This window comes from Arthrobacter rhamnosi, assembly GCF_054510855.1.
The window spans coordinates 139,402-156,563 of sequence record NZ_JBTNDT010000004.1 but is presented as its reverse complement, the minus strand read 5'-3'; the positions used below and the strand labels follow the sequence as shown (position 1 = coordinate 156,563).

At 67.6% G+C, this 17,162-nt stretch carries 17 protein-coding genes and 1 riboswitch; of the genes, 4 read left to right on the top strand and 13 right to left on the bottom strand.

Annotated elements, in window-relative coordinates; translation table 11 throughout:
* Positions 1–65 precede the first annotated feature (65 nt).
* The 4 genes from ACX80I_RS09615 to ACX80I_RS09600 all read right to left on the bottom strand — a co-directional run bounded on the left by ACX80I_RS09615 (position 66) and on the right by ACX80I_RS09600 (position 4,300).
* Complete coding sequence (locus ACX80I_RS09615; protein ID WP_459344890.1) at positions 66–770, bottom strand: methionine ABC transporter permease; 705 nt, start codon at positions 768–770, stop codon at positions 66–68.
* Positions 767–1,807, bottom strand: a complete 1,041-nt coding sequence (locus tag ACX80I_RS09610) for a methionine ABC transporter ATP-binding protein (RefSeq protein ID WP_459344889.1) — start codon at positions 1,805–1,807, stop codon at positions 767–769. The genes ACX80I_RS09615 and ACX80I_RS09610 overlap by 4 nt, the downstream gene beginning before the upstream one ends.
* Positions 1,808–1,909: 102 nt before the next feature.
* Positions 1,910–3,298 (bottom strand): LLM class flavin-dependent oxidoreductase, encoded by a 1,389-nt coding sequence (locus ACX80I_RS09605; protein ID WP_459344888.1) that lies wholly within the window; start codon positions 3,296–3,298, stop codon positions 1,910–1,912.
* A gap of 36 nt (positions 3,299–3,334) precedes the next feature.
* A riboswitch (SAM riboswitch) is annotated at positions 3,335–3,448 on the bottom strand.
* 93 nt (positions 3,449–3,541) lie between these two features.
* Positions 3,542–4,300, bottom strand: a complete 759-nt coding sequence (locus tag ACX80I_RS09600; RefSeq protein ID WP_459344887.1) for an SDR family NAD(P)-dependent oxidoreductase — start codon at positions 4,298–4,300, stop codon at positions 3,542–3,544.
* 138 nt (positions 4,301–4,438) lie between these two features.
* Between ACX80I_RS09600 and ACX80I_RS09595 the strand changes: the two genes are divergently transcribed.
* Together ACX80I_RS09595 and ACX80I_RS09590 are read left to right on the top strand one after the other, a co-directional pair.
* The gene (locus ACX80I_RS09595; RefSeq protein ID WP_459344886.1) at positions 4,439–4,816 is read left to right on the top strand and encodes a DUF7793 family protein; all 378 of its coding nucleotides are present in this window, start codon (positions 4,439–4,441) and stop codon (positions 4,814–4,816) included.
* A gap of 59 nt (positions 4,817–4,875) precedes the next feature.
* Positions 4,876–5,169, top strand: a complete 294-nt coding sequence (locus ACX80I_RS09590) for a GNAT family N-acetyltransferase (RefSeq protein ID WP_459344885.1) — start codon at positions 4,876–4,878, stop codon at positions 5,167–5,169.
* Here the strand turns inward: ACX80I_RS09590 and ACX80I_RS09585 are convergent.
* A complete protein-coding gene (locus ACX80I_RS09585; protein ID WP_459344884.1) occupies positions 5,129–5,743 on the bottom strand; it encodes a TetR/AcrR family transcriptional regulator in 615 nt (204 codons plus the stop codon). The two genes, ACX80I_RS09590 and ACX80I_RS09585, sit on opposite strands and share 41 nt — an antisense overlap.
* A 95-nt stretch (positions 5,744–5,838) precedes the next feature.
* On the opposite strand from ACX80I_RS09585, the gene ACX80I_RS09580 reads away from it, so the two are divergent.
* Positions 5,839–6,672, top strand: a complete 834-nt coding sequence (locus tag ACX80I_RS09580; RefSeq protein ID WP_459344883.1) for an alpha/beta fold hydrolase — start codon at positions 5,839–5,841, stop codon at positions 6,670–6,672.
* Between the two features lie 56 nt (positions 6,673–6,728).
* Here the strand turns inward: ACX80I_RS09580 and ACX80I_RS09575 are convergent, their stop codons facing one another.
* From ACX80I_RS09575 to ACX80I_RS09540, 8 genes are all read right to left on the bottom strand, one after another.
* A complete protein-coding gene (locus tag ACX80I_RS09575; RefSeq protein WP_459344882.1) occupies positions 6,729–7,490 on the bottom strand; it encodes an SDR family NAD(P)-dependent oxidoreductase in 762 nt (253 codons plus the stop codon).
* 95 nt (positions 7,491–7,585) lie between these two features.
* The gene (locus ACX80I_RS09570; RefSeq protein ID WP_459344881.1) at positions 7,586–8,587 is read right to left on the bottom strand and encodes an acetamidase/formamidase family protein; all 1,002 of its coding nucleotides are present in this window, start codon (positions 8,585–8,587) and stop codon (positions 7,586–7,588) included.
* A gap of 64 nt (positions 8,588–8,651) precedes the next feature.
* Entirely contained in the window at positions 8,652–9,140 is a 489-nt protein-coding gene (locus ACX80I_RS09565; RefSeq protein WP_459344880.1) for an SRPBCC family protein, read from the bottom strand.
* Positions 9,137–9,478: an ArsR/SmtB family transcription factor gene (locus ACX80I_RS09560; protein ID WP_459344879.1), complete on the bottom strand. Its 342-nt coding sequence runs from the start codon at positions 9,476–9,478 to the stop codon at positions 9,137–9,139. Before ACX80I_RS09560 ends, ACX80I_RS09565 begins: the two co-directional genes overlap by 4 nt.
* A gap of 159 nt (positions 9,479–9,637) precedes the next feature.
* A complete protein-coding gene (locus tag ACX80I_RS09555) occupies positions 9,638–10,864 on the bottom strand; it encodes an NAD(P)/FAD-dependent oxidoreductase (RefSeq protein ID WP_459344878.1) in 1,227 nt (408 codons plus the stop codon).
* A gap of 223 nt (positions 10,865–11,087) precedes the next feature.
* Positions 11,088–11,822, bottom strand: a complete 735-nt coding sequence (locus ACX80I_RS09550; RefSeq protein WP_459344877.1) for a glutamine amidotransferase — start codon at positions 11,820–11,822, stop codon at positions 11,088–11,090.
* A 125-nt stretch (positions 11,823–11,947) separates the two neighbouring features.
* A complete protein-coding gene (locus ACX80I_RS09545; protein WP_459344876.1) occupies positions 11,948–13,753 on the bottom strand; it encodes an MFS transporter in 1,806 nt (601 codons plus the stop codon).
* Between the two features lie 80 nt (positions 13,754–13,833).
* Positions 13,834–14,397, bottom strand: coding sequence for a MarR family winged helix-turn-helix transcriptional regulator (locus ACX80I_RS09540; protein WP_459344875.1), 564 nt, complete (start codon positions 14,395–14,397; stop codon positions 13,834–13,836).
* A 334-nt stretch (positions 14,398–14,731) separates the two neighbouring features.
* On the opposite strand from ACX80I_RS09540, the gene ACX80I_RS09535 reads away from it, so the two are divergent.
* A complete protein-coding gene (locus tag ACX80I_RS09535; protein WP_459344874.1) occupies positions 14,732–17,149 on the top strand; it encodes an FdhF/YdeP family oxidoreductase in 2,418 nt (805 codons plus the stop codon).
* Positions 17,150–17,162 lie beyond the last annotated feature (13 nt).

Genomic DNA, 17,162 nt, shown 5'->3' with positions numbered 1-17,162 from the left:
AAGCGCAGGGGTGGGATGAGCATGAATGAAACGGAGAGGATGCGGGGGGGGTGACGCGCGGGACGTCAGGCGCGCTGCAGACGCTTCTGCGGCGTCGTGAAGCGTACGAGGCGGTCTCCGACGATCTGTACGAGGGCGACCGTCACCACCAAGATCACGATCGTCGCGAGCATGACGGTGTTGTCGAAGCGCTGGTAACCGTAGGTGACGGCCACGTACCCGATACCGCCGGCACCGATGGTGCCCGCGATGGCTGAGTACTCGATCATCGCGATCACCTGGATGGTGAGCCCGCCGATGACCGCCGGAACAGCCTCGCTGAACTGCGCCGTGCGCATGATCTGCAGGTGGGAGCCGCCGGCGGCCCGAGCCACCTGGACCATGGACGGCGGCACGGACCGCAGCGAGTTCTCGACGATACGCGTGAAGAACGCGATACCGGCCAGGGACATGGGGACCACGGCAGCAGCGATGCCGATGTTCGTGCCGGTGATGAAGCGGGTGAACGGAACAATGGCCGCCATGAGGATCAGGAACGGAAGCGATCGTCCGATGCTGATGATCCAGCTCAGTGCCGCGTGGAGTGCGGGGCGTTCGTAGAGGCCACCGGGCGCGACGTTGTGGAGGAGGACTCCGAGGGGCGTGCCGAGGACGAGGACTACAGCCATGACGACGCCGACCATCGTCAAGGTCTCGCCATAGGCGGGCAGCAGCAGCGCCGGCAGGTCGTTGAAGGGGACGTCGGCGCGGGGAAGAATGAGGGCGCTCATGCCACGTCCTCCAGCACGGCCGCGGCCGGAAGGAGCTGGTGCGACTGGCCGCCTCCACCGCCGTCGGGCGTTCCGCTGAGTCCGTAGCGTGCAAGCACACCCTGGACCCGGACGTCGTCGTCGGTTCCGATGCCGAGCGTCGCGCTCCCGGTGTTGACACCGTGGACCGTCTCGACGGAGGCGCCCAGAAGATGCACCACGGCACCGAGGTCCCCGGTGAGCCGCTGGATCCAGTCTCCGGGCACATCGGTCGAGTCATAGGTTACGTACCAGGTACGGGTTCCGGCCTCCGGCCCGGCATGGCCGCGCCGGGGCTGCAGCGACCGCCCGAGGAGGGAATCGTGCGAGGTCAGGAGTTCCACGAGGTCGCCCTGCTCGACGATGCGACCGTGGTCCAGCCGCGCCACCGTGTCGGCGACCTGCCGCACGGTGTCCATCTCGTGCGTGATGAAGACGACGGTGAGGTCGAGGTCGTTGCGCAGCTGACGGATGAGGCCGACGACGGATCGGGTGGTCTCCGGATCGAGCCCCGAGGTCGCCTCGTCCGCCAGGAGGATGGACGGCCGCAGCGCGAGCGCCCGAGCGATTCCCACGCGCTGCGCCTGGCCGCCGGAGAGCTGGAACGGGTAGTGGCCGGCCTTGTCCGACAACCCCACCCGGTCCAGTAACTCGGCAACACGGGCCCGCGCCTCGCCAGGAGTGACACCGAGGTATTCGAGGGGCAGGGCGATGTTCTCCGCGGCGGTCCGGCGGCTGAGCAGGCTCGAGGACTGGAACACCGTGCCGATACGGCGGCGCGCCTCACGCAGACGCTTCTCCGGCAGGCCCGACAGCTCCTCGCCATTGACGACGACGGCCCCCGACGTGGGACGTTCGAGCAGGTTGATGCACTGGGCGAGGGTGCTCTTGCCTGCACCGCTCGGCCCGACGACGGCAGCGATGCGGCCAGTGGGCACCTCGAAATCGAGGTGGTCGAGCACGGTGACGGCAGCGTGCCCACGACCGTAGGTCTTGGTCAGGTGTCGAAGCGAGATCATGGAGTTCCTTGGGCAGGACGCGGTGGGGCAACGTCGATGGGATGGGCGTGCTGCAGGTTCGGCCGCCGGGAATCCGGCGGGCCGTGTCAGATCAGTGCGGCATCAGGGGCGGACGGATTCGAGCCGGAAGCGCGCTCCGCGGTGCTCCTCGGGGAGACGGTCGCCCTTGCCGAACAGCTTGTTGCGCAGGGTTCCCTCGACGTACTCCGTGGGATAGGCGCCACGCTTCTGCAGCTCGGGGACCACGTACTCGATGACGTCCTCGAAGGATCCGGGGGTGATGGCGTACGCCAGGTTGAAGCCGTCGACGTCGGTCTCCTCGACCCACGCCTGAAGCTCGTCCGCAACCTGAGCGCCTGAACCGACGATGCGCGGACCGAGCCCACCCATACCGCCCCATTCGGCGATGTCCCGCACGGTCCAGGGTTTGCCGTCGTCGTTCACCTTCTGGAAGGTGGCGACGGCCGAGTGGATGGCGTTGGACTTCACATTGCCGAGCGGCTCATCGGGAGCGTAGACGGACAGGTCGACGCCGAACCAGCCGGAGACGAGCACGAGCGCTCCCTCGTAGCTGACGTACTTCTGGTACTCGGCGTGCTTCGCCTGGGCCTTCTCCTCGGTCTCGTCGGTGATGACGGTGAGCAGGGTGTAGATCCGCACGGAGTAGCGGTCACGCCCCTCGGCCTCGACGGCGTCCCGGATCTTCTTCACGACATCCTTCAGGATCGCCTTCGACGGTGCACCCACGAAGACCGCCTCGGCGTTCCCTGCTGCAAAGGCGATACCGCGGGAGGAGGCCCCCGCCTGGAAGATGACCGGGGTGCGCTGCGGCGAGGGCTCGCTGAGGTGGATCCCCGGGACCGTGAAGTACTTGCCGTCGTGGTTGATGTCGTGGACCTTCGCCGGGTCGGTGAAGACCCCGGTCTCGCGGTCCCGGATCACGGCGTCGTCCTCCCAGGACCCCTCGAGCAGCTTGTAGAGCACCTCGAGGTACTCGTCCGCGTGGTTGTAGCGCTCGTCGTGCTCGAGCTGGTCCTCGTTGCCCATGTTCCGCGCGGCGGAGGGAAGGTAGCCGGTGACCACGTTCCAGCCGACCCTGCCATTGGTGAGGTGGTCGAGCGTGGAGAGCCTGCGTGCGAACGGGTAGGGGTGCTCGTACGCGGTGCCCGCCGTGACCCCGAAGCCGAGGTGCTCCGTGACGAGCGCCATGGCGGAGACGAGCAGGAACGGATCGTTGACCGGCGTCTGCGTCCCCTGGCGCAGCGTGGCCTCGTTGGAACCGCCGTAGACGTCGTAGGTGCCGAGCACGTCGGCGATGAAGATGCCGTCGAACAGGCCCTTCTCCAGGGTCTTGGCGAGGTCGGCCCAGTACCGCAGGTCCTTGTAGCGCCACGACTGATCGTCCGGGTGCCGCCACAGGCCCGGCGACTGGTGGCCCACGCAGTTCATGTCGAAGGCATTGAAGCGGATATGGCGCGGTGATGCGGGCATGGAAAATCCTCATGTCAGGGCACTGCCATGAGGGAAGCGCCATACTTGCCCGCATGGTGCATGCCGGGCCGAATCCTCACCTGGGGCACCCCGCTACAGCGAGAGGGTTGCCGTCCAACAAACCAGGGTTTGACGTTGGAACTCTTGATTCTGGGAATGAGCCTAGATGCCCGTCCGCGCCGGCGTCCATATGCACCCGTCACAGTGCGTCACGATCGGCAATGCCTCACGTGCAGCACAGCATCAGCGGAGGTAGGACGCCCCATTCACGTCGACCACGGTGCCGCTGACCCAGAGCGGAGCATCCGTGGCGAGCCATGCCGCGGTCTGCGCCACCTCCTCCGGCGTCGCCACGCGGTTGAACGGACTCTGTGCCCGGACAGCGTCGCCCTCCGGACTGTCGAGCACCGACCGTCCCATGTCCGTCTCGACGAAGCCGGGCGCGACCGCCGCCGAGAGGATGCCGGAGGGTGCGAGCGCGACGGCCAGCGACTGGGTCATGGAGTGCAGCGCAGCCTTGCTCGCCCCGTAGGCAGGGGTGAGGGGCTCACCCCGGTAGGCGCCGCGGGAGCCCACGCTGATCAGCCGACCGCCCTCGGGGCCGGAGGGCCGGTCCAGCAGGTGGCGCGCCACGAGCCAGGCCAGGTTCGCCGGCCCCAGCAGGTTGACGGCGAGGGTGCGGCGCCAGGCATGCTGCCAGTCGTCGAAGGACGCCCGGGCAACCGGATGCGCCTCGAAGATCCCCGCATTGTTCACGAGGACGTCGACCCCACCGAGTTCCCGCACGGTTTCATCGACGATCCGCACGCACTCCTCCGGATCGGCGACATCGCCGACGACGACGGAGTGACCTGCGCCCGGCAGGGCATCGCGGACCGCCAGGGCCGCGGTCGCATCACGTCCTGCATGCACGGCGATGCGGTGCCCCCGTCCGGCCAGCTCATGGGCGATGGCGGCGCCGATCCCGCGGCTCGCGCCGGTTACCAGAATGCTCAGTGTCATGGATCAGACGCTACAGCCCGCATTGCGCCGGGAGCCCGAAGAGCACGGGTGGAATCGGACAACCGAAAAAGAGGCAGAACCAGGAAGTCCACCTTGCTACGCTGTCAAGCTACTGCTCATGCTCGGTAAAGGACCTTGATGGACCCATTCAGTGCGCACCTCGACAGGGGAATCCTGAGGCTTCGGTGGAAGCGCGGCGTCGAGATCACCTATGCGCATGCCGTTGCCGCCGCCCGCGCCCTGGCGGAATTCCACGGTCCCACCGCACTGCCGCTCCTGGTCCACATGCACGGCATCACCGGGATCACCCCGGAGGCACGCGTGGGAATGGCTGCCTACCGCGGGTTCTCGAAGGTCGCCGTCGTGGGTGAGGACGTCGTCGACGAGGTGATGTCGGGGTTCTCGCACCGCTCCCCCACCGTCACTCGCTATTTCTGCTCCGAGACCGAAGCGCTCGCATGGCTGCTCGATGGCAGCACGACCGGACAGGCTACGAGACCGGCGTCGCGGGACTAGCACAGGACCGCCGGGACGGGGCGTTGACCCGTTCTCGTGGTGAATGCGAAGGTGACAGCATGAGCTTCGAGAACAGCGCGATCCAGGTTACGAACAACGAGGCGAAGAGCCGCTACATCGCGAACCTCGACGGCGACCCTGCAGGCATGGCGGCGTACGAACGGTCCGGGAACACCATCGTCTTCACGCACACGGTGGTCGACGAAGAGGTCGAGGGCCATGGCATCGGCAGCACCCTGATCCGGTACGCGCTCGACGACGCCCGTGCGCAGCACCTCACCGTGGTCCCGCAGTGCGAGTTCGTGGCGGCCTTCATCGAGGACCACCCCGAGTACCAGGACCTGGTGAACTAGCTCGCGCGTCCGGCCCCTCAGCCAGCGCCACATCGATGAGCACCTCGGCCGCCCGACGCGCCTGCCCTGCCGCTTCCGGGGTCCCGGCGATGGCCGCCGTCGTCTGCGCGCCCTCCGCAAGGATCGACAGCTGCGCCGCGAGGTACGACGGCGCCCCTGCCTCCTCCGCCAGGCGTCCGACGTAGTCCTGGAAGGATGCCTTGTGCTTCCGGGCGTACTCCGCGACGTCCGGGCTGACGGCTCCGAGTTCCGCGAAGCTGTTGATGAAGCCGCATCCGCGGAAGGAATCCTGGTCGAACCACTGCGCAAGGAAGTCGAAGATCGCGAGGAGCCGTGCACGCGGCGTCGAGGCCTGCCGCACCGTCGCATCCAGTCCTTCCGTCCAGGACCGGTGCCGACGTTCGAGCACCGCCAGGACGATGCTGCCCTTCGACGGGAACTCCTGGTACAGCTTCTTCAGCGAGACGCCTGCCGCCGTGCGCAGCTCGTCCATGCCGACGGCCTGGATTCCCTTCGCATTGTAGAGCTCGTCGGCGGTCGCCACGATGCGGGAGCGGGCCTCGGAAATATCCATGCACCCATTCTACTTGTAGGGAGAACGATCGTTCTATACGATGGGATCACCGAGAGAGAACGAACGTTCTCTTACTTCGAGACAAGGACATGGTCATGGGCTTCATCGCAGTCGGCACCGAGAACACCACGGACATCGAGCTCTACTACGAGGACCACGGAACGGGCCAGCCCGTCGTCCTGATCCACGGCTACCCGCTGGACGGCGGCTCGTGGGAGAAGCAGACCGCAGCTCTCCTCGATGCCGGTTACCGCGTCATCACCTACGACCGCCGGGGTTTCGGCAAGTCGAGCAAGCCCACCACGGGCTACGACTACGACACCTTCGCGGCCGACCTCAACACGGTCCTCGAGACCCTCGACCTGCAGGACGTCGTCCTCGTGGGCTTCTCGATGGGCACCGGCGAAGTGGGCCGCTACATCGGCACCTACGGAGAGGCCCGCGTCGCCAAGGCTGTGTTCCTCGCCTCGCTCGAGCCGTTCCTCCTCCAGACCGAGGACAACCCCTCCGGCGTCCCCTCGACCGTGTTCGACGGCATCCGCGACGCCGCCATCGAGGACCGCTATGCCTGGTTCACGAACTTCTACAACGACTTCTTCAACACCGACGACTTCCTCGGCAACCGCCTGAGCGAGGAAGCACTGCGCAACGCCTGGAACGTCGCCGCCGGAGCCTCCTGGTACGCGTCCTTTGCCGTCGTCGACTCCTGGCTGACCGACTTCCGGTCCGACGTCGAGAAGGTGACCGTCCCGTCGCTGATCGTCCATGGCACCGGTGACCGCATCCTGCCGATCGACGCGACCGGCCGCGAATTCACCAAGCGCCTGCCCTCCGCGGAGTACGTGGAGATCGAGGACGCACCGCACGGCATGCTCTGGACGCACGGTGCGGAGATCAACGAGGTCGTGCTCCGCTTCCTCGCCAAGTAGCATTCCATCCGCCGCAGGGCCAGGCGCCCTGCGGCGGACGTCGCCGGACGTCCCTCCTAGAACTGGATACCGCGGGTGAGTCCGCCGTCGATCAGGAGGTTGGCTCCCGTGGTGCGGCTGGACCGCGGGCTGGCAAGGAAGACGACGGCGTCCGCCACCTCCTGCGGCGTGCCCATGCGGCCGGTCGGGTTGAGGCCCATCGCCGTGGAGAACAGCTCCGGGTTCCCGCCCTCGATTCTCTCCCAGACTCCGCCCTCGTGGTAGGTGTTGCCCGGCGAGACGGTGTTGGCCCGGATACCCTGTTCCGCGAGCTGGAAGGCCAGCCCCGCCATGTAGGCGATGAGCGCGGACTTCACGGTCCCATAGGGCCCCGAGGCGAAGTCCACCTCGCGCCCGGAGACGCTGGAGATCGCGGTGATCGACGGCGTCGCACTCCGTGCGAGATGCGGGAGCGACGCCTTCACGAGGCGCACCGTCCCCATCAAGTCGACGCGCAAGCTCGCCTCCCAGTTCTCCTCGGTGTCCTCCATGGCCAGGGCGCTGACGTTACTGACCACGGCGTCGATGCCTCCGAACTCCATCGCCACGGTCTGCACCCACGCTGCAAGAGCAAGACCGTCACCGACGTCGACGACGTACCCGGCGACCCGCACCGGGGATGAGGCGAAGGCCGCTTCGGTCGCCGCCACCTCTGCGGCATTCCGCGCGCAGAAGGCCACATTCACCCCTTCCCGCGCGAACGACTCGACGACGGCGCGGCCGATACCCTTCGTGCCGCCGGTCACGAGGGCGGTGGTGCCGTCGAGGTGCAGGTCCATGGAAGTCCTCCGGTGAGGGTCGGTGGTCGGTTCGGTGCTCGGTTCGGTGGTCTGGAAGGCCCGGCGCCCGCCCTGCCGGCGCAGCCCCGGGTGGTTCAGCGGAGCTCGGCGCCCTGCCGGCGGAGGTGGGCATGGAGTCCGCCATAGGCGTCGACGGCGGGAAAGAGCGCCTTGGGCGCCTTGACCACCACGCTGTAGTTGACGTCGACGGCGTTCGCGATCGGCGCGAGGGCCGTCTGGGTCAGGAGCTGATAGGCGTCGAGCTGGTGCAGCCCGAAGAGATCACCGAACCACCGCACCATCTCCAGCTGGCCGATGCGCCAGGAGTCCTCCATGGGGCGCGAGGACCCGACCGCCATCCAGTGGTAGTCGGTCTCGAGCCGCGGCCAGGCGGGAGCACCGCCCTTGATGAGCTCGACGATGATCGTCGAGTGCATGGCACCTTCGACAGCCGTGCCGCACGCCTCTCCCTCGCCCTGACGGTAGTGTCCGTCCCCGACGGAGAACAGGGCGCCCTCCACGTTGACGCCGAGGTAGACGGTGGTGCCCGGCTTCACGTCGGGCGCATCCATGTTGCCGCCGAATCGCTCGGGCACCAGCGAGGAGCGCACCTCGCCACCGGGAGGAGCGACACCGACGGTGCCGAGCATCGGCTCGAGCGGGAGCGCGACCTCGAAGTCGCCCAGCCGTCCCTGGAAGCCGACCGTCCGCCGTGCGGTGTCGACGTGGTAGATCCAGGTGATGTCCGGCAGCGGCTCCTGCAGGGTCGCAGTGCGCTCCGTGCTGGTCAGGCCCCCGAAGAACGGGATGGTGGCGGACGATCCGTAGGAGCGGGCCGGAGTGAGGTCCACGATGTGCAGCGCGAGGGTGTCCCCCGGTTCTGCACCCTCCACATAAAACGGGCCGGTCTGCGGATTGACGAAGTCCAGGTCCACCTTCTCGCCGGACACATCGTCGACGGAGGTCAGCGCGTTGTTGAACGCGTCCTCGGTCCAGAGCTTCAGTGCGGTACCCGGCTGGACCGTGAGTACCGGGGCGCTACCACCGAAGGTGTACACGAGCTGGTCGCGCCGCGGGTGGTACTCGATGATCTCCATGACCGGATGCTACGGGGCGGCCCCGGCCCGGACAAGGGCCGGAAGCCGTCCCGACCGCGGAGTGTCAGGTGGCGACGGACAGCGAGGACAGCACGTCGTCGAGGCGCTCGTACCCCTCGATGACACCGTTCTCCATCCCGCTGCTGATCATCGCGTCCCTGGCCTCGACGGCGAGGAATACCGACCGCGCCGAACAGCGCGTGCGGCCGTCGTCGAGCTCCTCGAGGACCATGCTCTCGATGCTGGCCTGGTGCGGGGCACCCTCGAACTCGAACGTCTGGATGATCCGCTCCGGCGCGAGAACGGTGTGGAAGACGCCGCGGAAACCGTAGGCGTGGCCCTCGTCGTCGCGGTGGATGTAGGAGTACGAGCCGCCGGTGACGGCGTCGAACTCGAGGACCTCCATGGTGATGCGGCGCGGGCCGAGCCACTGGCGCACGAGGTCCGGCTCGGTGAATGCCCGGAAGACGACGCTCCGCGGGGCGTTGAACTCGCGGACGATGTCGACGAATGGTTGGCCGGGTTCCGCCGTGATGGTGGTGGGATTTTTCATGACTGTTCCTTGGACTGGTGCTGCAGGGTTGCGAGCACGCCGTCGAGCCTGCGGTATTGCCGTTCGGCTTCCAGGCGGTAGGTGTCGATCCAGCCCGTCAGAGTTTCGAGCGCGGCGGGATCGAGATGGCAGGGACGGCGCTGGCCGTCCCGCGTGCGGGTGATCAGGCCGGCCTGCTCGAGCACCTGGATGTGCTTGGAGACTGCCTGCTTGGTCATGGCGAAGGGTTCCGCCAGTTCGTTGACGGTGGCCGAGCTGCGCGAGAGCCGCGCGATGATGGCCCTGCGGGCTGGGTCAGCGAGCGCCGAGAAAGCGGCATCCAGATCATCGTCCTGCATGATCCACCTCCTCGTTGATCAACCAGCTGGTTGATAATGCAAGGATAGGCCTGCCGGCGCCAGGGTACAAGAGGAAAGGCGGACGACGGCGTACCGCAGGAACGAGCATGCGCGCGGCCGACCCGCCTCCTGCTCAGGCCCCGCATCGGGACCCTCTGCTCAGGCGCGGCCCTTCAGAATGAGGTTCCAGTACACCTTCGGCAGCACGACGCGCTCCACGATGAACGTGGATCTGCGCTCGCGGGCCAGGTTCTTCCAGCCCGGCACGGTGGGCATCGGCGAGTACTTGTCGTCGAACTCGGAGAACACGACCGTCTTCCGGCTTACCACGAAGGGGCACGCCGAATAATGGTTGTACTTCGCGGTGGGCTTCTTCCCCTTGATCACGGCTTTGAGGTTCTTGGCGAGCACCTTCGTCTGCATGCGAAGCGCCGCTCCCGATTTGGAGTTGAGCGTCGAGGCGGCGTCCCCCAGGGACCAGATGGCGGGGAAACGCGGATGCCGCAGGATGACGGGGTCCACCTCGACGAAGCCTCCGCGGTTTCCGGGCGCCGGAAGGTCCGTGCTCTTCAGCCACTCCGGCGCGGACTGCGGCGGCACGGCGTGGAGGACGTCGTAGCTGATCGTCTCGGTGGTGTCATCGGTGGAGCGCCGAAGCACCACCGTGCGTGCCTCCGGATCCACGGACTCGAGCTGGGTGCTGTAGCGGACCTCGATCCCGTACTCGTCGATCTTCCGGTTGAGTTCCTCGTCGATGATCTCCATGCCGAAGATCGTGGGCGTGGAGACGGCGAGGACCACCCGGATGTCCTTCAGGACGCCCTGGCGCCGCCAGTGGTCGCACGCGAGGTACATCGGTTTCTGGGCGGCACCGTCGCACGAGGCCGGCCCGGGCGGCTGCGTGAAGACCACGGTCCCGCTGGTCAGGTCCCGGAAGAGCTTCCAGGCCTTGGGAGCGAGTTCGTACTCGTAGTTCGATCCCCCGTACGGCCCTTCCATGGCCTCCTTGAGACCCGGGATGGCCGTCCAGTCGTTCTGGATCCCCGGGCATACGACGAGGTGGTCGTAGGTGACGGCGGATCCGGACTCCAGCAGCACCGTGTTGGAGTCGGTGCTGACATCGGTGGCCTTGTCCTGGATCCAGGTGACCCCCCGCGGCATCACGGCGGACTGCAGGCGCACCGCCTCGAACGCGTCGGCCGTGCCACCCGCGATGTGCGAGAAGAGCGGCTGGTAGAGGTGCCGGCTCCGGGGCTCGATGACGGCGATGTCCTTCAACCGGTATCGCTTCAGACGCCCGGCGAGTGACACGCCGGCGTTGCCGCCACCGATGATGAGCACCTGGTGGTGGCGTTTCTCCCCCGGAGCGGGGATGACGGGGACCATCCGGCCCGCCCGTGGAGTGCTCGTGCTGGATCCGATGGCAACTACCTCTTCTGATCACCCTGCGCGGCCTGTCCCCTGACAGTACCGCTCGGCACCGACGCAGGACAGGGAACCGGGAAACCGGGGTGAGGCCAGGGCCCCTGCCGCACCGGATCGGCACCGCGGCAACCGCCGGGCCGCCGGGCCGTACCGGACGCCACGGGACCGCACCGGACGACGCCGGTCAGCCGCGTGCGTACCTCGTCACGAAGGTCCGCAGGATCGTCGCGGGCCTGTCCACCACCAGGGCACGGGCCCGCGCGATGTAGTCGTCGGCCTCCTCCGGCGGGAAATAGCCGGCATGGCGGTAGGTACGGATGCGCCCCACGAGGGCCTCGACGTCGAGTTCAGGGTGGAACTGCGTCGCGTACACGTTCTCCCCCACTCGGAACATCTGCACGGGGCAGGTGGCCGACGACGCGAGCAGCACCGCCGATCCCGGCATCGCAGCACACGCTTCCTTGTGCCCCACGTAGGCGGCGAACGACGAGGGCAACCCGGCCAGCAGCGGATCGGAGACGCCGTCCCTGGTCAGGGTGACCTCGACGGCGCCGACCGGCTCGGCGTAGGTGGAGTCGATGACGGCTCCCTGGTGGCGCCCCAGGGTCCCGACGCCGTAGCACGCACCGAAGAAGGGGTAGTCCTCCTCGACGACACGGTCCAGCAGCCCGCCGAGCTCACGCTCCACACGGACCTGGACGGCACTCTTCTCCTCCTCCGGGTCGGAGGAATTGAAGGGGCTGCCGCCGAGGAAGATCCCGGAGTAGTCGGCGAGATCCAGCTCGGGCAGCGGCTCCGCCTCCAGCCGGATGCGCCGCAGGTCTCCCTCGGCCAGGCCGCCGTAGCGCAGGAAACTCCGGTATTCGGCGTCGGCGGCATGGTTCTCGGCACGTGTGCCCAGGAGGAGGAACGGTTTCACCCCTCGATGCTACTGGCCCCCAGCTCCACAATGCCGCCGTCTGCGACGCGGGCAGCAGCGCCCTCCCCGGAGACGACACCAGGCCACCGGATTGCCCCGGTGGCCTGGTGTCCGATGCTGTCGGATCAGCGGTTGGCGCCCGCGCGGTCGGACAGCTCGGCGTCCAGTTCGGACAATTCCTGCGCCACCCGCTCCAGATCCGCCTTGGAGATGGCCACCGGTCCGGCACTGTGACGGCCGCGGGACGGCTTCAGCGCGACGACGTCGGAGTCCCCCGTACCGGCCGCTGCGTGCGCGGCGCCGTCCTTGCGTGGAGAGTGTGCAGGCGCTGACTCCGCTGCGGACGGGGCGGCAGCCTGCGCTCCGGCGACGGCGGGCGTGGTGCCCGTCGCCGCGGGTGACAGGGAGGCCGCGGGACCGGCGGGTGCGGCCTGGGCGAAGTCGACCGTACGCCGCAGCGGGGTCTCCTTGATAAACAGCACGCACACGAGCCCGAGGACCGCGATGACCGCCGTGATCAGGAAGATCAGGGCCGTGCTGTCGCCATAGGCGGCCCGCACGATGTCGGCGATCGGCGCGGGGAGGTCGACGAGGTCGAGCGAGCCGCCGGCCGCACCGCCGCTGGTGGGGATGCCTGCCGCAGCGAGGCCCTCGGTGGTCTTGTCCGCGACCTGGTTTCCCAGGATGGCGCCCAGGACAGCCACGCCGGCAGCCCCGCCGAGCGAGCGGAAGAACGCCACGGAGGCACTGGCCGAGCCGATGTCCTTGACCGCCACGGTGTTCTGCACCGCGAGGACGAGGTTCTGCAGCATCAGGCCGAGGCCCATGCCGAACACGAAGGTGTAGATGCCGACGACCCAGAGTTCCGTGAGGTGGTCAATCGTGCCGGCGAGTCCGAGGCCCGCGATGAGGAACAGGCCGCCCGCGATGAGGTACCTCTTCCACTTGCCGAACTTCGTGACGAGCTGACCGGCACCGATGGATCCGAGCAGGTTTCCGGCGATCATGGGGAGCGTCAGGAGGCCTGCCTCGGTGGGCGTGGCGCCGCGTGCCACCTGGTAGTACTGGCCGAGGTAGCTCGAGGTGGCGAACAGCGCGATGCCGACGGCGATCGAGGCGATGATGGCCAGGGCGGTGGTGCGCTCGGAGATGATCTTCAGCGGGATGATCGGCTCGGCCACTCGGGCCTCGACCACGAGCAGGAGTGCGAGCAGGATCACGCTGCCACCGACCATGAGGGCGCTCTCGCGGGAGAACCACTCGTAGTAGCCCTCCTTGCCGGCGAAGGAGACCCAGATGAGCAGGAGGCTGACGCCGGCGGTCAGGAGGACGGAACCGAGCCAGTCGATCCGGGCCTTGCGGCGCGTGTCGGGGAGCTTGAGGGTGACCTGCAGCAGGATCAGGGCGATGATCGCGAGCGGCACGCAGACGAAGAACGTCCAGCGCCAGCCCAGGGGCGAGTCGACGATGAAGCCACCGAGAAGGGGCCCTCCGGCCGTGGCGACGGCCATGACGCCGCCCATGTAGCCGGAGTACCGGCCGCGCTCGCGCGGGGCGATGATGGTGCCGATGATGGCCTGGGCCAGCGCGGTCAGGCCGCCCATGGCGACACCCTGAACGACGCGCGCGGCGAGCAGCAGCGGGATGGTCTGTGCGAGGCCTGCGAGGACCGAGCCCGCCACGAAGATCACGATGCTGACCTGCACCAGGATCTTCTTGTCGAACAGGTCGGAGAACTTGCCCCAGATCGGGGTGGTTGCCGCATTGGCGAGCAGCGCGGCCGTGATGACCCAGGCGAAGTCCGTCTGCGACCCGTTGAGGTCGCTCATGATCGTGGGCAGGGCGTTCGCCACGATCGTGCTGCTCAGGATCGCCGTGAACAGACCGGCCAGCAGACCCGTGAGCGCCTGCAGGATCTGTTTGTGGTTCATGGGCTCAGCAGCCCCGTGATGCGGGGCCCGGGCCGGGTGCGGCGCGGGCGCTGTTTCCGCCGTAGTGGAATGGGTGGCCATCAGAGTGCTTCCTTCGTGATCTCGGACGAGGAGTCCAGGTGGTGACGGCCGCCATTGCCCGTGTGGTGTGCTGTGGTGCGGGGAGTTCTGGGAGCGTCCAGGACGGCGTGTCCTGCCGCGCCCGAGGCGGCGGAGCGAAGTGCTGCCGTGAGGTGCTGCACCGACGAGGACGCGGCCTCGGCCTCGCTCTCGGTCCAGTCGGAGAGGATCTCCCGCAGGGTCTCGGCCCTGCGCTCGTAGGTCTCGGCGAGGTAGCTCTGCCCCTCCTCCGACAGCGAGAGGAGACACGCCCTGCCGTCCAGCGGGTCGGGTGTGCGGACCACGAAGCCGTACTGCTCGAGGTCCGCGAGCTGCCGGCTCAGCGCCGACGGCCCCACGCCGAGCTTCGCGGCGAGGGCCGATGCGCGCATCGGGCCGCCCTCACCGATGAAGAAGAGGACCCCCGTGTGGGCGGGCCCCAGCTCCGAGTGCTTCATCCCGGCGGCGGTGACGCCGCGCAGGGCACGCTGCAGATCGAAGATGTTGTGCACCAGCTCCGCGGCCGTGTGCTGTGCTACTGACATTTCCGACTCCCGGCCTCATTACTTCGTTGCTCTAAGTAACTGTACGCCTGCCGTTTCGTTAGGTCAACTAAATAAATCACCCTCCGCGCTGGCGGCTCAACGAGGTGCTGCGGCCTGCCCTTTTCATGGACGACACGCCATCGAACGCCTCATACTGTCCGCCGACCGGGGCTTCACCCGGCGCCTCGCGGTCCCGCTGCGCGTCAAGAATGCGGGGACACGGCCCCGAAGGCTTGCGGTTCCGGCCACCGCCCTGTTAGGCCTGATACACAAGGGCAGTTGGATCACCTGTCAGGAAGTGCCCACCCCCGGGCCACGGAAGAGGACGTTCGCCATGACGCGCAAGGAACCCCGCGTAGAGGAAGTCGACGAGAAGGACATCGAGGTCTCGGAGCGGCCGAAGGACTGGGCGGCGGGCATCCCGGGCGTCTACCACTCCATGAAGCCGGCGATCGAGCACATGGGCGTGAAGCGCACTCTCCAGACCGTCCTCAAGATGAACCACAAGGACGGCTTCGACTGCCCGAGCTGCGCCTGGCCCGACCCGGCTAAGCGCAAGACCTTCGAGTTCTGCGAGAACGGAGCCAAGGCCGTCACCTGGGAAGCAACGCCCGTGGTGATCTCCTCGGACTTCTGGGCCGAACACTCCATCAGCGACCTCCGGGAGCGCTCCGAGTACTGGCTGGGCATGCAGGGGCGCCTCGTGGAGCCCGTGTACAAGCCCGCCGGTGAGGACCACTACCGGCCGGTCAGCTGGGACAAGGCCTTCGAGATCGTCGGCAACAAGCTGAAGAGCCTCGACGCCCCGGACGAAGCCGCCTTCTACACGAGCGGCCGCACCTCGAACGAGGCCGCGTTCCTGTACCAGCTGTTCGTACGCGGCTACGGCACCAACAACCTGCCCGACTGCTCGAACATGTGCCACGAGTCCTCCGGTTGGGCAATGGGCCAGACCATCGGCATCGGCAAGGCGACGGTCACGTTCGACGACTACGCCGACGCCGACCTCATCATCGTCATGGGCCAGAATCCGGGCACGAACCACCCTCGCATGCTCACCGAGCTGGAGGCGTGCAAGGAGTCCGGCGGCCAGATCGTCTCCGTGAACCCCCTGCCGGAAGCCGGCCTGAAGCGCTACAAGAACCCGCAGAAGGTCAAGGGCGTCGCTGGCAAGGGCACCGAGATCTCCGACCAGTTCCTCCAGGTCCGACTGGGCGGCGACATGGCCCTCCTGCAGGCCGTGTCCAAGCGCGTGTTCGAGGCCGAGGCGAAGAACCCCGGTACCGTCCTGGACCACGCATTCCTCGAAGAGCACTGCGAAGGCCTCGATGAGCTGCGCGACTACCTGATGAAGCTCGACGACGCCACGGTCCTCGAGGCCACGGGCCTGCGGATCGAGGAGATCGACGAGCTCGCTGCACGCTACCTCGCGGCGGACAAGGTCATCATCACCTGGGCGATGGGCATCACGCAGCAGAAGAAGGGCGTCGCCACGATCAAGGAGATCATCAACCTCCTCCTGCTCCGCGGCAACATCGGCAAGCCCGGCGCCGGCGCCTCCCCCATCCGCGGCCACAGCAACGTCCAGGGCGACCGCACCATGGGCATCTGGGAGCAGATGCCCCAGACGTTCATGGACTCCCTCGGCAAGGAGTTCAACTTCGAACCGCCCCAGGAGCACGGCGTCGACGCCGTGGAGTCCATCCGGCGCATGCGCGACGGCGACGTCAAGGTGCTCGTGGCGCTCGGTGGCAACCTCGTCTCAGCGATCTCCGACACCCAGGTGGCGGAGAAGGCCTTCGCGAACACCGAGATGACTGTGCAGATCTCCATCAAACTCAATCGCTCGCACCTCATCACCGGCGAGGAGGCGCTCATCCTCCCCTGTAAGGGGCGAACGGAGATCGACCGCCAGGCCACCGGCGAGCAGTTCGTCTCCGTCGAGGACACGGTCTGCGCCGTACACCCCTCCTGGGGAAGCGTCGAGCCCGTCTCCGACAACCTGCTCTCCGAACCGGCGATCATCAGCCGGCTCGCCCGCGCCACGATCGACGGCAAGATCGACGCCGACTGGGAGGGCTTCGAGAAGGACTACGACCTCATCCGCGAGCACATCGCGCACGTGGTCGAGGGGTGCGAGGACTACAACCAGAAGATTCGCCTGAAGGGCGGCTTCATCATGGCGAACGGGCCGCGTGACTCTCGGACGTTCAACACGCCCACGGGCAAGGCCGTCCTCACCGTCAACGACCTCGAGTACCTCGAGCGCCCCGAGGGCACGCTGATCCTGCAGTCACTGCGCTCCCACGACCAGTGGAACACCACGATCTACGGCCACAACGACCGCTACCGCGGCATCAAGAAGGGCCGCCACGTGGTGTTCATGAACCCGGAGGACATCGCGGACCTGGGCCTGACGGACGGCCAGAACGTGGATGTCCACGGCGTGTACGACGACGGCGTGCAGCGCGTGCTCCGCGCCTACCGCGTGGTCTCGTACCCGACGGCGCGCGGCTGCGCAGCTGCGTACTACCCCGAGGCGAACGTGCTGGTTCCGCTCGACGAAGTGGCGGAGGGCAGCAACACGCCGAGGTCGAAGCAGATCATCGTCCGGTTCGAGCCGAGCAACCACACGGCACCCGAGGCGCACGATTCCGTCGCGACCGTACAGGCGCCCGAGGTGGAGCCGGATGGCTTCCCGACCAACGGCACCACGGCGCCGGCCAAGAAGGCGGAGGCAGCCAACGCCTGACGGCACCGCCGCG